Here is a 13,070-nt window from a genome sequence, read left to right as displayed (position 1 = left end):
GGAAGTCCCGGGCCGAAGGTCCCGTGGCTCCGGCCGCAGGACCTCCGTCACCCGGCAGGGAGGAGAGAGGGCTCACCCGTCAGTACAGGGCTGCCACCTGCCCACCACTCGTACCACCGGTGCGGCCGGACTCCGGCAGCTGCCGCGGCACGACGGCGGAGAGGAACGACGTTCGGCGGCGGAGCCGGAAGCCCAGGGACTCGTAGAGCCTGATCGCGTTCGTGTTGGTCGCGGAGGCATGCAGGAACGGGATGTCGCCGCGCTCCCTGATCTCGTGCGCGACGGCGAGGACGAGTCGGCCCGCGAGTCCCTGGCCTCGTGCGGGCTCGTCGGTGCAGACACCGCTGATCTCGCTGTAGCCGGTCGGGTGCAGCCGCTCCCCGGCCATCGCGACGAGTGCCCCTTCGCGCCGGATGCCGAGGTAGGTGCCGAGCTCGACGGTGCGCGGCAGGAACGGTCCGGGGCGGGTGCGTTCGACCAGGGCGAGCATCTCCGGCACATCGGCCGGACCCAGGCGGACGGCCTCCGGATCCGGGGCTGCTGCCAGTCCGGCGTCGACCAGCTGGACGCCCTCGGCGTGAAAGGTGATCTCCCAGTCGCCGGGCGGCGGTTCGCGCAGGGCGGTGAGGGTGAGCGATGCGCCGGGCCCGGCGAGGGCGGCCGCGTCGGCCCAGTCGTCGGCATCCGGGGTGTCCGGAAGCGCGAGCCAGGGCGCCACATCGGTGGGGTAGCGCAGGACGCGGCCCCGGCGTTCGGCGAAGTGGGCGTGCGGTCCGGTCAGCGAGGCGCGGGCCGGGTTGTCCAGCGGGTGCCCGGACACGGTGGTGGGGTGCGGATCGCTCATGCGGCAGCCACCTCGATCACGATCTTGCCACGGGTGTGTCCGCTCTCCACCGCACGCAGCGCTGCGGCCGCCTCGCCGAGCGGGAAGGTCTGTGTCACGTAGGTCGTGAACGCTCCGTCGACGACGAGGCGTGCCACCTCGTCGAGTACGGCTGCGGTACGGGCGCGGGCGACGGCTGCCCCGCCGAGTTCGACGGCCAGCGGTTTGCCTCCGGCGCTGATCAGCCGCTTCCGGTCCGTGACCAGTTCGGCCACGGCCCGCAGGTCGTCGCCGCCGACGAGGTCGTAGACGGCGTCGATGCCGTCCGGTGCTGCTGCCCGTACGCGTTCGGCGACGCCGGGGCCGGACGGGACGTGCACGGCGCCGAGCGATTCGACGAAGTCCTTCTTGGCCTCGCTCGACGTGCCGACGACCCGCAGGCCGAAGTGGCGTGCGAGCTGGACGGCGACCACGCCGACGCCGCCTCCGGCACCGGTGATCAGCAGTGTCGAGCCCGGCTCGAGGTCCAGCTGGCGGAGGCCGTCGTACGCGGTGGCGGCCGCGACCGGCAGGACGGCCGCCTCCGTGAACGGCAGGCTGTCGGGCTTGTGGGCGGTCACCGCGACGGGCAGCAGTGCGTACTCGGCGTACCCACCGCTCAGCGGGTTGCCGAAGACGGCGTCCCCGACCTCGAACCCCTCGACTCCGGGGCCGACCCGCTCGACGGTCCCGGCCACCTCGCTGCCGAACACGGCGGGGAACTCCGGCGCCGTGCTGCCGGGCCGGAGATACCCGTCGCGGAGCTTCCAGTCGACGGGGTTCACTCCGGCCGCCCGGACCGCGACCAGGAGCTCCCCGGGCCCAGGGGTCGGTGCCTCCTGCTCGACGAAGGCTTCCACCTCGGGTCCGCCGTTGCGGGTGAATACGTACGCCTTGGGCATGAGCTCCCTCGCTCCGGTTCGTGGCATCGGCTGTCGGCACCGCCACCGTGGGCTACAGCAACGAGAAGTCCATTCGACATGCACGTATTCCCGGGGTGCCGGAGTGTTCACAGGGCCGCAATGATTCCGGATCGAGCGACATAGGAGCAGGTCGGAGCCGTCCAGCGGGCCGGACGGGCGGCACCGGGGGCGTCCGGATGCCGTGGACCCGCCGGAGCGGTCGTCCCGGATCTCGACGCGCCGATCAACATCCGCCATGCGAGGGGGCCGAGTACATCGAGCGGGTTCCGGAACCGGTAGGCCGGCCGTTGCCCAGCCACCGGCCCTCGATCGACGAAGCCAATCCGACCGTCGATGTGCTGGTGCGGATCGCCGATGTGCTGGACACCAGTTGCACGGATCTCCTGCGTCAGCCCCTGCTCCGGCCGGAGATCATCCGCGCCTCGTCGCTGGACGAACCGGACGACGAGACCTCGGTCAATCTGCTGTTCGCCGGCCACGAGCTGGGCCGTATCGAGATCTACCGGACTCGTCTGCACCCGCATGCACAGAGCCAGTTCAGCTCGCACGGCGCGGACTCCGTGGAGTACGTGCTGGTGATGTCCGGCCAGGTGACACTGGTGGTGGACGACATCCCGCATCTGCTGGAGACGGGGGACACGGCGCGCTTCTCAGGGCTCAGCAGCCACTACTACACGACGCAGGACTCCCCCGCCGTCACCCACACCATCGTGGGACACCCGCGCGACTGGCCCACCCCGCTGCCCGGTCCGGAATCGATTTCGACTCAACTGCCCATCGATACGGACCGGTCGGGCCACATTGGGCGGACGCCTGTGGCAGTCTGATAGTGACCGTCCCACCGGGCTCCCCCGTACCGGTGGGGCGGTTCTGTGTTCTTCCGCTCCTCACCTGCACGGATGTGACACCGGACCACGAACATTCCCGGCCGTTCACGCCGATTGGCCGGATCGACTCGCTCTTTCACGCATGTATGCCCCTGCCGGGGGCAGGCGCATACACCTCATGGCCTACGACCAGGGGAGCGTGACGAGATGACGGCGCACAGAGCGCGGACGGCCGGTGCGGACGCCCCGGGCATGACCGGCTCGGCGGGCGAACTTCCGTGGATCGAGGATGCCGGGAAGGTCGCCCCGAAGGACGCACGGGTCCTGTCCCGCCTGTTCTTCGACCGCCTCCAACTCCTCGAGGAAGGCACCCCCGCCCATCAGTACGCGCGCAACACGCTCATCGAGATGAACCTCTCGCTCGTCCGGTTCGCCGCGGGCCGGTTCCGGAACCGCGGCAGCGGCGACATGGAGGACATCGTCCAGGTCGGCACGATCGGGCTGATCAAGGCCATCGACCGGTTCGACCTGTCCCGCGAGGTGGAGTTCACCTCCTTCGCGGTGCCGTACATCGTCGGGGAGATCAAGCGGTTCTTCCGCGACACGAGCTGGGCAGTCCACGTGCCGCGCCGGATGCAGGAGTTGCGGGTCGACATCGCCAAGGCCAAGGAGTCACTGGCTACGGAGTTCGACCGCGACCCCACCGTGCCGGAGCTCGCCGAGCAGCTCGGGATCGGCGAGGACGAGGTCGCCGAAGGCATCGTCGCCGCCAACGGGTACACCGCGGGATCGCTGGACATGCCGTCCGATCCGGCCGGCGCGGGACGGCTCCACCCACCGGGGCGCACGCTCGCCGACGCCCTCGGCTCCCCGGACCCCGGCATGGAGACGGTCGAGAATCTGCACACCCTCGCCCCGCTGCTGGGCCACCTCGACGCGCGCGAGCGTCGCATCATCGACATGCGCTTCGGTCAGGAGATGACGCAGTCGCAGATCGGCGCGGTGCTCGGCATCTCCCAGATGCATGTGTCGCGACTGCTGAGCCGGATCCTGCAAAAGCTCCGCAGCGGCATGTTCGTCGAGGAGTGAGAGACGACGAGTTGGGTGCCAGGAGTGAGGCGCCACGAGTGAGCGGCTCGATGTCGTCGGGCCGCTCGGACATTACGTCCGAATGAAATCGACCGCGGACCGGGCAGCTGCTGCCGCCCGTCAGGACCGGTCTCCGTTCACCTGCCTGTATCGGAACAACAGCCCAGGTCAGACGCCACACGTAACGGGGGCGGACGGCTCCGGGCCGGGTGCCGGAGCGGGCCCCTGCGCGCTGATCGCCGCGCGTCCAGGCGTGTTGACGCCCCACGGAGCCACTGCCACGCTTCGCGGCATGTTCGCGACTCCGACTCTCGTCTCGCGGCGCCATGTCGATCTGGGACGCGTGGCGTCCGCGGTCTGTTGCCGTGGTCTCCGCTGCGACCGGCTCCGCTGAACTTCACCCTCACGTACGGACGTTGCCGCAGCGAAGACTCCCGGCACAGCCATGCCCCTGCTCCCCCTCGCTCCGGACGCTACGGAAAGGCTCCGTCATGACCTCCGCACCCGTCGTGAACACCTCCGACGCCCCCAGCACCTCCGTCACCGTCCGGAAGCTCGGCGGCCGTATCGGCGCCGTCGTCTCGGGTGTACGCCTCGGCGGCGATCTCGAGCCCGACGTCGTGGCAGCCGTCCGCGCCGCGGCCGTGGAACACAAGGTGATCTTCTTCCGCGGCCAGGACCACCTCGACGGCGAAAGCCACGAGGCGTTCGGCCGGCTGCTCGGCACCCCGGTCGCCCACCCCACCGTCCCGTCCGAGGACGGCCGTTACGCGCTCGGTATCGATTCCGACCACGGCGGCCGGGCCAACCAGTGGCACACCGATGTCACGTTCGTGCCCGCCTACCCGGCGTTCTCCATCCTCCGCGCCGTGACCATTCCCCCGTACGGCGGAAACACCCTGTGGTCCAACACGGCTGCCGCCTACGCCGAACTTCCCGCGCAGCTCCGCGCACTTGCGGACAGTCTCCGGGCGATCCACTCCAACGACTACGACTACGCGGCGTTGCGTCCCGACGCCGGCCCCGAGGCGTTCGCCAAGTACCGCGACGTGTTCACCTCGACCACGTTCCGCACCGAGCACCCGTTGGTGCGCGTCCACCCGGAGAGCGGCGAACGGGTGCTGCTTCTCGGCAACTTCGTCCAGCGGATCGCCGGACTCACCGGCCGGGACTCCCGAGCTCTGATCGACCTGTTCCAATCCCACATCGAGCGGCCGGAGAACACCGTGCGCTGGCAGTGGCGGACCGGTGACGTCGCCATCTGGGACAACCGGGCCACCCAGCACTACGGCGTCGACGACTCCGACGCCCACGACCGCAAGCTGCGCCGCGTCACCGTCGACGGCGACATCCCGGTCGGCCCGGACGGCCGCCCGTCCCTCCTGATCAGCCCGGAGACCGTGCCCGCCCCGGCGTTCGGGATCCCGTCGGGCGCGTCCACGGCCGCCTGATCCACCTACCGGAACCACTGTGCGAGGAACGTCATGAGCCAGCCCGTCGACTCCGTCACCGCAGGCCACACCCCCGAGGACCACGAGCACCAGGACGCGTCCGCGGGGCCCGCCTGGTCCTTCGAGACCAAGCAGATCCACTCCGGCGCCGTCCCCGACCCGACGACCGGCGCCCGTGCGGTGCCGATCTACCAGACGACGTCGTTCGTCTTCCGCGACACCCAGCACGCGGCAGATCTGTTCTCGCTCGCCGAACCCGGCAACATCTACACCCGCATCCACAATCCCACCCAGGACGTCCTGGAAGCGCGGATCGCCGCCCTGGAAGGCGGAGTCGCCGCCGTCGCGCTCGCCTCCGGGCAGGCCGCGGAGACCCTCGCCATCCTGACGCTGGCCGGCACCGGGGATCACATCGTCTCCTCCACATCCCTCTACGGGGGTACGTACAACCTGTTGCGCCACACGCTTCCCCGGTTCGGCATCGAGGTGTCGTTCGTCGACGACCCCGACGACATCGACGCGTGGACAGCAGCGATCCGCCCGAACACCAAGGCGCTGTTCGCGGAGACGCTGGGCAATCCGCGTGGTGACGTCCTCGACATCCGGGCGGTGGCCGACGCCGCACACGCCGCCGGGGTTCCGCTGATCGTCGACAACACCGTGCCGACCCCGTATTTGCTGCGCCCGATCGAGCACGGCGCGGATGTCGTGATCCACTCGGCGACGAAGTTCCTCGGCGGGCACGGCACCACCATCGGCGGTGTGGTGGTGGACGGCGGCACATTCGACTTCGGTGCGCACGCCGACCGCTTCCCCGACTTCGACTCCCCCGACCCCAGCTACCACGGGCTGCGGTACTGGCCCGATCTCGGCCCTGGCGCCTTCGCGGTGAAGCTCCGGGTCCAGTTGCTGCGCGACCTCGGTCCCGCGCTCTCCCCGCACTCGGCGTTCCTGCTGCTCCAGGGCGTGGAGACGCTCAGTCTGCGGCTGGAGCGGCACACGTCCAACGCCCTGGCGCTGGCCACATGGCTCCAGCAGCGCGACGAGGTGTCGGCGGTGCACTACGCGGGACTGGAGTCGAGCCGGTGGTATGAGGCGGGGCGTCGCTATCTGCCGCGCGGCGCCGGGGCGGTGCTCGCCTTCGAGCTGCGGGACGGAGTGGAGGCGGGCAAGCGGTTCGTGGACGCGGTCCAGCTGTTCAGCCATCTCGCCAACATCGGAGACGTACGGAGCCTGATCATCCATCCGGCGTCCACCACGCACAGCCAGCTGACCGAGGACCAGCTCGTGGCCACCGGGGCCACCGCCGGGCTGGTGCGGCTCTCGGTGGGGCTGGAGAACGTGGACGATCTCAAGGCCGATCTGGAGGCGGGGTTCCGCGCCGCGAAGGCGGCGTCCTGAACCGGACGGACGCCGCGCCCCTCGCACTCCCCCTCCCGCCGGCCACCGGAGGCTGGCAGGAGGGGGATCCACCGGGCCGCCGCCGCTGGGTGACGCTGCGGCGGCCGCTGCGGCTGGAGTCCGGTGGCACGCTGCCGGGCGTGCGCATGGCGTACGAGACGTGGGGACGCCGGGCGGTGGACGGTTCCAACGCGGTGCTGGTGCTGCACGCCTTGACCGGTGACAGCCACGTGGCCGGGCACGCGGGTGCCGGGCATCCGAGCGCCGGCTGGTGGGATGCTCTGATCGGCCCCGGAAAAGCCCTTGATACCGATCGCTGGTTCGTCGTCGCTCCGAATGTGCTGGGTGGCTGCCAGGGCAGCACCGGGCCCTCGTCGCGACGTCCGGACCGCAAAGACGACGTCCGCTGGGGCGGCGACTTCCCCCGCGTGACAGTCCGTGATCAGGTAGCTGCCGAGGCGGAATTGGCCGATACTCTCGGGGTCGGGCGCTGGGCTGCGGTCGTCGGAGGGTCCATGGGGGGCATGCGGGCGCTCGAATGGGCTGTGGGCCGGCCGGAACGTACCGGATCGCTGCTCGTCCTCGCCGCCCCCGCGGCCGCATCGGCGGAGCAGATCGCCTGGGGTTCCCTACAGATCTCCGCCGTCCGCAGCGACCCCGGGTGGCGAGGCGGGCACTACCACGGGGTGGCACCGGGCAGCGGTCCGCACCGTGGGCTGGGGCTGGCGCGACGGATCGCCCATGTCACGTACCGCAGCGAACCGGAGCTCGCTTCGCGGTTCGGCAGGCAGGCGCAGCCGGGCGAACACCCCGCACAGGGAGGCCGCTACCAGGTGGAGTCGTATCTCGACCACCACGCCGCCAAACTCGTGCACCGTTTCGACGCGGGCAGCTACGTCACGCTCACCGAAGCGATGAACGGGCACGACATCGGCCGGCACCGCGGCGGCATCGCGCAGGCGCTGCACCGTGCGCGTATGCCCGCGCTCGTCGCGGGCATCGACTCCGACCGCCTCTATCCGCTGCATCAGCAGGCGGAGTTGGCCGATCTGCTGCCCGGCGCGAACCGCCTGCGGGTCCTCCAATCGCCTTACGGACATGACGGCTTCCTGATCGAGACGGCCCAGGTCGGCTCTCTGGTGAAGGAGTTGCTCTCCGGTTTCACCGACCGTCCACCCCTCTGACCTGTTGTCCGTCCACTCACCATCCCTGGAGTGTTGATGAGATCCGTTCCGCTGTCCGAGGCCGTATACGACCGGATGCGACTGGGCCAGTGGTCGCGCGGTGTCGCGCGGTCCGCCGGGATCGGCCGCCGCGATCTGCTGAAGTTCGTGGCGGCCGCGTCGGTGGCCGGAGCCGCCGCGGCCGCCCCCGCACAGGCGGCCGTCGCGCCGGCTCCCGGCATCGTGAAGCCGCTGCCGCCCGAGCTCTTCACCGTGCGCGGCACCAATGCCGAAACCAATTTCGCGGCACTGCGGTCCACGGGGCTGCTCACTCCCGCCGATCGCTTCTTCGTACGCAATCACACCGTGACGCCGAGGATCGACGCGGCGGACTGGCGGCTCTCCGTATGGGGCAGTGGGCTGACCGGCCCGGCCGTGGACTTCACCTACACGGAGCTGCGCGCCCTGCCGTCTGTCACCCGCACGGCTTTTGTCGAGTGCGCCGGGAACGCCCGCAGCTTCTATGCGACGCAGCAGAACCAGCAGGTCAGCGGCACCGCCTGGACCTTGGGTGCGATCGGTACGGCTCGCTGGCGCGGGGTACGGCTCGCCGATGTGCTGCGGCGGGCGGGGATCGGCAGGGACGCGGTGGACGTGCTGCCGCGCGGGCTCGACAACGAGGTCATCAGCGACGGGACGAACCTGGGGCGGGTGCGGCGTCCGCTGCCGGTGTCGAAGGCGCTGGACGATGTGCTGCTCGCGTACGAGATGAACGGCGAGCCGCTGCCGCCCGACCATGGTTACCCCGTGCGGCTCATCGTGCCGTCCTGGGTCGGCATCGCGAACATCAAGTGGGTCGGCGACATCGAGGTGAGTGCGGAGCCCCTGCTCTCACCGTGGAACACCGGTCTCTACCGGCTGTTCGGCCCGGCGTATCCGCCGGAGGGCAGCGCACCGCTGACCCGGCAGACCCTGAAGAGCGCGTTCGAGCTGGCGCCCGGTGCGTCGGTTCCCGTGCACCGGCGCCAGGTGCTGACGGGACGGTCCTGGTCGGGAGGGGTGCCGGTGCGTACCGTCGAGATCAGCACCGACGGCGGCACCCGGTGGCGACGCGCCCGGCTCCGTGACGAGCCCCGGAGCGGGAGCTGGGTCCGCTGGTCGGCCGACTGGCTGCCGAAGGAGCGCGGTTCTGCGGTCCTGCTGGCACGGGCGACGGACCGAACGGGCCGTACCCAGCCCGATGTGGCGGTCCACAACACGCAGGGATATCTCTTCGACGCGGTCGTACGGCACGAGGTGCGCGTGGTCTGACGGAGCGAGGTGCGGTCGGCAGAAATGACCTGGCGTCTCCCGGACCCGGCTGATAAGAACTCGGTATGCCGATCAACTCCCCCGCGCCCCTTGATCCGTTGGAACTGCTGCTGGCCGAGCGGGCGTGCGGACGTCTCGTCATCGAGTTCGTCCGCCGGCTCGATCTCGGCGAACCGGGCACGGTCTCCGAGCTGTTCACCCCCGACGGCACCTGGGAGTGGCCGGTCGGTGGGCGGCGGGTCGAGGGTCGCGAGGCGTTGCGTGCGTACTTCGACGGCCGCCCGGCGGACCGGCTGTCCCGGCGGATGTGTACGAACATCCTGGTCACCGTGGATTCGGCGACGTCCGCTTCGTCGACGACGTACTTCGCGACCTATCGGGTCGACGGCAGGGGCGACGGTCTGCCGTTGCCCCGCCTGCCCGCCAATGTCGGGCACTACGAGGACACGTTCCGCAAGGTCGACGGGGTCTGGCTGATCGCCTCGCGCACCACGTTCCTGGCGTTCGGCGTGGCCACGGAACGCGTGGCCCCGGCGCCCGCCGCGACCGGGGACGGTCAGTCGTCGTCCTTCTCGGCGGGGCGGCCCGCGTAGTAGGTGGCGATCATGTCCTCGCCGCCGTGTCCCGCCTCCTCCGCGCGCGTGAACCGGTCCGCCGACGCGGCGACGAGATCCAACGTCACCCCGGCCCGTTCGGCGGCTGCGAGAATGAGGCGGGTGTCCTTGAGCGCGGTGGACAGGGCGAAGCTCGGGGTGAGGTCGCCGGAGAGGACCGCGGCGGACTTGCCCTGGAGATACGCCGAGTCCAGCGGGCCGCCCTTCATCACGTCGAGGAACGACTGCGGGTCGACGCCCAGCCCCTCCGCGAGGTTCAGGCACTCGGCGATGCTGCCCACCATGTTGATCACCCAGGTGTTGACCACGAGCTTCAGCCGCGAGGCGGCGCCGGGTGTTTCGCCGACCCAGACCGTGCGCTGTCCGATCGCGTTCAGCACAGGGTTCACCAACGGGCGGACGGCGGACGGACCGGAGACAAAGACCGTCAACGCACCCTGCTCCGCGGGCTGCTTGGTACCCGCAACCGGGGCGTCGAGATAGACGAGCCCCAAGTCCGCCGCTCTCTGGGCGAGTTCGGCGGTTGCGTCGATCCCGACGGTGGAGCTCTGCAGCAGGACCTGGCCGCGTTGCACCCCGGGCGCCGCAGCGGTGAGCGCGGCGGCCACGGACAGTCCGTCATTCAGCGTCGTCACGATGACGTCGGCGCCGCGTACGGCTTCCTCCGCCGTTTCGGTGACCGTGGCGCCGTCGGCGGTGAGGGGGGCCGCCTTGGCCTGCGTACGGTTCCAGGCGCGGACATCGAGTCCGGCGCGGAGCAGGCTCCGGGCCATCCCGGATCCCATGATCCCGGTGCCGAGGACGGCCACGGTCGGCCGCTCGGGGATGGCGTTGACAGGGGTGGACGTCATGAGAGCAAGGGTCCCTTCGTCGGCGCGTGGGTGGTGCGAGGTCAAGGGTGCCGCAGTGCGCCCTCCCGTACGGCGGTGTGCACGGCTCGGGCGAGTCGCGACCCCCAGGTCGAGCGCGGGCCCGCGAAGGGTTCACCGGCCGCGCCGGGTCCAGGCTCCGGCGAGGCGATGCAGACCGCGTCCGTGGGGGTGCCGGAGCAGTCGAGTCCGGCGTCCAGGAGCGCCTGGACCTTCGCCTCGGTGGCGGTCGCGACGCCATTGACCAGGGCGGCGTCGGAGAGGGCCACGGGGACGGTCACGACGATATTCACCGTGCCCGGCGCCAGCGGCCCGGAGTGTCCCGCGGCCGAGTCTGCGGCCCAGCCCCGTACGCCCAGACCGGTGGTGGCGGTGGCGGTCACGCCCTCGTCGTCGGCGACGGTGTACGCGGTGACATCGGCCGCGGTCATCAGTCCGGCACCGGGACCGGTGAGCGCTTCGGCAGCGGCGATCTCGGCGAGGTGCCGGTCGGGGTCGAGGCGCGGATAACCGCCGGGCACCTGGGCGTTGAGGATCCACTCGCGCATCCCGATGCCGCCGCCGAGTACGGCGCTGCTGCACACCCGCCAGCCGGGTCCGAGCCTCCAGACGAGGTGGTGCAGGGCGAGACCGTCCTCCTGCCGGGTCAGCAGCTCGCCCCGTTGTCCGGGTGGGCGGACGCGTACGGAACGGATGGTGCACTCCCGGTGGCACGGCAGGACGACGGTCGGAAACGGTATGTCGATCATATGCGGCAGGTGCGGCACCGCTCCGTGCGGTGCCGCACCTGCTCCGGGCCGTCGGAGGGTCGGCCGGGATCGTGCGGATGCGCCGGGTCGGCCGCCGAGTGCGGCGGTGATCTCCGACGCACCGGCGCGCGCCAGCGTCACGAGGGACTCCGTGGCCCAGTCCACCCGGTGGGACACCGAACATCTGCCGGATCTCGCGTTCGGGGTGGTACGGGAAGATGGTGTGCCCGCAGGCGCCGGCGTGGCCGGGCATGACCGCGCCGATGATCGCCGTGTAGCGGACAGGGCCCGTGCCGTCGTCGAGGCTCCATGGGTGCGGACGACGGACGAAGGCGCGCGGACGCGGACGTGGCAGTGGCTCGGCAGCTCGGCTGCCGGGCCACTGTGGTGTGTCGTGCGGTGCGGTGCCGGGCCTCAGCCCGCGGCGGAGTCCGTGTCGGGCCGGAGCCGCACCCGCAGGGTCCGTACGCCGTTGCCGACGAAGCTGGCGTGGCGGGGCAGCTCCGCGTCGGGGGCGGTGACCTCAAGTGCCGGGAAGCGGCGGAACAGCTGTTCCAGCGCGATCGTCGCCTCCATCCGCGCGAGCGGCGCTCCCAGGCAGTAGTGCGGCCCGTGCCCGAGGGAGAGGTGACGTGCCGCCGAGGTCCTGGCCGGCCGAGTGACGTCGAAGCGGTCGGCGTCCGGGCCGTGCGCCGAGGTGTCGCGTCCGGCGGCCGAGTATCCGGCGAGTACGGGGGTGCCCTTCGGGATGACGGTCCCGTCGAGTGTCAGGTCACGGGTCGGGTAGCGGAACGGGAAGTAGCTGACCGGGCTGTCCCAGCGCAGTGTCTCCTCCACCACGTCCGGCCACCCCGCCCGGCCCGAGGTGACCAGGCCGAGCTGGTCCCGGTGGGTGCACAGGGCGCGCACGGCGTTGGCGATCAGGTTCAGCGTGGTCTCGTGACCGGCGATGATCATCAGCAGCAGGGTGCCGATGAGTTCCTGCTGGCTGAGCCGGTCACCACCCTCGTCGCGGGCCGCGATCAGCGCGCTGACCAGGTCGTCGCCGGGCTGCTCGGCCCGGGCGGCGGCAACGGTGCTCAGCAGTTCCACCAGCTCCCGGTTGGCGGCCATGGCCTCCGCGGGTCCGATGTCGGTGGAGACGATCTGGTTCGACAGATGGTGCAGTCGGTCCTGGTGCCGCTCGTCCACCCCGAGGAGCTCGCAGATGACACCCAGCGGCAGCGGCAGCGCGAACCCCGCGCGCAGGTCCACCGTCCCGTCCCCCTCGGCGGCCATGACGTCGACACGGTCGAGCAGTTCGGTGGTGAGGACTTCGATGCGCGGCCGGAGCTGTTCCACCCGCCGTGCGGTGAACGCCGTACTGACCAGCGAGCGCAGCCGCCGGTGGTCCTCGTCGTCTGCGGTGGTCATGCCCTGCACGGTGGCAAAGGTCCGCAATGGCCAGCCGTCGGGGATCCGCCCTTCGGCCGGCGCGGCAAAGTGGGCTGCGCCCTTGGCGACATCGGGGTGGGCGAGGAACTCCTTGAGTGCGTCGTGCCCGAGCACCGCCATCCCCGGCACCCCGCCGGGGAGCACGACGGACGCCACGGCGCCCCGGGCGAGCAGCCGCGCGTTGTCGGCGTGCGGGCACCCTCCGGCCGGGTCCATGTGGTGCGCGGTGGCCTGATCACGTATCGGCGCGGTGTTCAACGGGCCTCTCCTGTACGGTCGTCGGCTCCGGACCGGCGGCGGCCGGGGCAAGGAGGCAGATCCTACGGCGGACGCGATGAATACGAAGTGCGGTCGGGCGGTGGGGTGGTAGCAGGTCA

Annotated in this window: 13 protein-coding genes; 8 read left to right on the top strand and 5 right to left on the bottom strand. The window is 71.0% G+C overall.

The window, feature by feature from the left end:
* Positions 1-79: 79 nt before the first annotated feature.
* Positions 80-844 (bottom strand): GNAT family N-acetyltransferase, encoded by a 765-nt coding sequence (locus OG395_RS45095; protein ID WP_327248085.1) that lies wholly within the window; start codon positions 842-844, stop codon positions 80-82.
* Positions 841-1,764, bottom strand: coding sequence for an NADP-dependent oxidoreductase (locus OG395_RS45090; protein ID WP_327248084.1), 924 nt, complete (start codon positions 1,762-1,764; stop codon positions 841-843). Before OG395_RS45090 ends, OG395_RS45095 begins: the two co-directional genes overlap by 4 nt.
* A gap of 308 nt (positions 1,765-2,072) precedes the next feature.
* Between OG395_RS45090 and OG395_RS45085 the strand changes: the two genes are divergently transcribed.
* From OG395_RS45085 to OG395_RS45055, 8 genes are all read left to right on the top strand, one after another.
* Entirely contained in the window at positions 2,073-2,612 is a 540-nt protein-coding gene (locus OG395_RS45085; RefSeq protein WP_327248083.1) for a cupin domain-containing protein, read from the top strand.
* A 207-nt stretch (positions 2,613-2,819) separates the two neighbouring features.
* Positions 2,820-3,701, top strand: coding sequence for an RNA polymerase sigma factor SigF (locus OG395_RS45080; protein WP_327248082.1), 882 nt, complete (start codon positions 2,820-2,822; stop codon positions 3,699-3,701).
* Positions 3,702-3,783: 82 nt separating this feature from the next.
* Positions 3,784-4,095, top strand: a complete 312-nt coding sequence (locus OG395_RS58610) for a putative leader peptide (RefSeq protein ID WP_442818673.1) — start codon at positions 3,784-3,786, stop codon at positions 4,093-4,095.
* A 97-nt stretch (positions 4,096-4,192) separates the two neighbouring features.
* Positions 4,193-5,152, top strand: a complete 960-nt coding sequence (locus OG395_RS45075; RefSeq protein WP_327248081.1) for a TauD/TfdA dioxygenase family protein — start codon at positions 4,193-4,195, stop codon at positions 5,150-5,152.
* A gap of 33 nt (positions 5,153-5,185) precedes the next feature.
* Positions 5,186-6,553, top strand: coding sequence for a bifunctional o-acetylhomoserine/o-acetylserine sulfhydrylase (locus tag OG395_RS45070; RefSeq protein WP_327248080.1), 1,368 nt, complete (start codon positions 5,186-5,188; stop codon positions 6,551-6,553).
* Positions 6,550-7,737: a homoserine O-acetyltransferase MetX gene (gene metX, locus OG395_RS45065; protein WP_327249662.1), complete on the top strand. Its 1,188-nt coding sequence runs from the start codon at positions 6,550-6,552 to the stop codon at positions 7,735-7,737. Before OG395_RS45070 ends, metX begins: the two co-directional genes overlap by 4 nt.
* Before the next feature lie 36 nt (positions 7,738-7,773).
* Positions 7,774-9,027 (top strand): sulfite oxidase, encoded by a 1,254-nt coding sequence (locus tag OG395_RS45060; RefSeq protein WP_327248079.1) that lies wholly within the window; start codon positions 7,774-7,776, stop codon positions 9,025-9,027.
* Between the two features lie 65 nt (positions 9,028-9,092).
* Positions 9,093-9,620, top strand: a complete 528-nt coding sequence (locus tag OG395_RS45055) for a nuclear transport factor 2 family protein (protein WP_327248078.1) — start codon at positions 9,093-9,095, stop codon at positions 9,618-9,620.
* Here the strand turns inward: OG395_RS45055 and OG395_RS45050 are convergent.
* From OG395_RS45050 to OG395_RS45040, 3 genes are all read right to left on the bottom strand, one after another.
* Positions 9,584-10,492 (bottom strand): NAD(P)-dependent oxidoreductase, encoded by a 909-nt coding sequence (locus tag OG395_RS45050; protein ID WP_327248077.1) that lies wholly within the window; start codon positions 10,490-10,492, stop codon positions 9,584-9,586. The two genes, OG395_RS45055 and OG395_RS45050, sit on opposite strands and share 37 nt — an antisense overlap.
* A gap of 41 nt (positions 10,493-10,533) precedes the next feature.
* Positions 10,534-11,259 (bottom strand): adenosylcobinamide amidohydrolase, encoded by a 726-nt coding sequence (locus OG395_RS45045; protein ID WP_327248076.1) that lies wholly within the window; start codon positions 11,257-11,259, stop codon positions 10,534-10,536.
* Between the two features lie 414 nt (positions 11,260-11,673).
* Positions 11,674-12,909 carry a cytochrome P450 family protein gene (locus OG395_RS45040; RefSeq protein WP_327249661.1) on the bottom strand — a complete coding sequence of 412 codons (1,236 nt, stop codon included), beginning with the start codon at positions 12,907-12,909 and terminating at the stop codon, positions 11,674-11,676.
* Positions 12,910-13,070 lie beyond the last annotated feature (161 nt).

Origin of the sequence: Streptomyces sp. NBC_01320, assembly GCF_035974375.1 — a bacterium.
Taxonomy (GTDB): domain Bacteria; phylum Actinomycetota; class Actinomycetes; order Streptomycetales; family Streptomycetaceae; genus Streptomyces; species Streptomyces yanii.
Note: the sequence above shows the minus strand (reverse complement) of the source record. Positions and strands in the feature narration are given on the sequence as shown.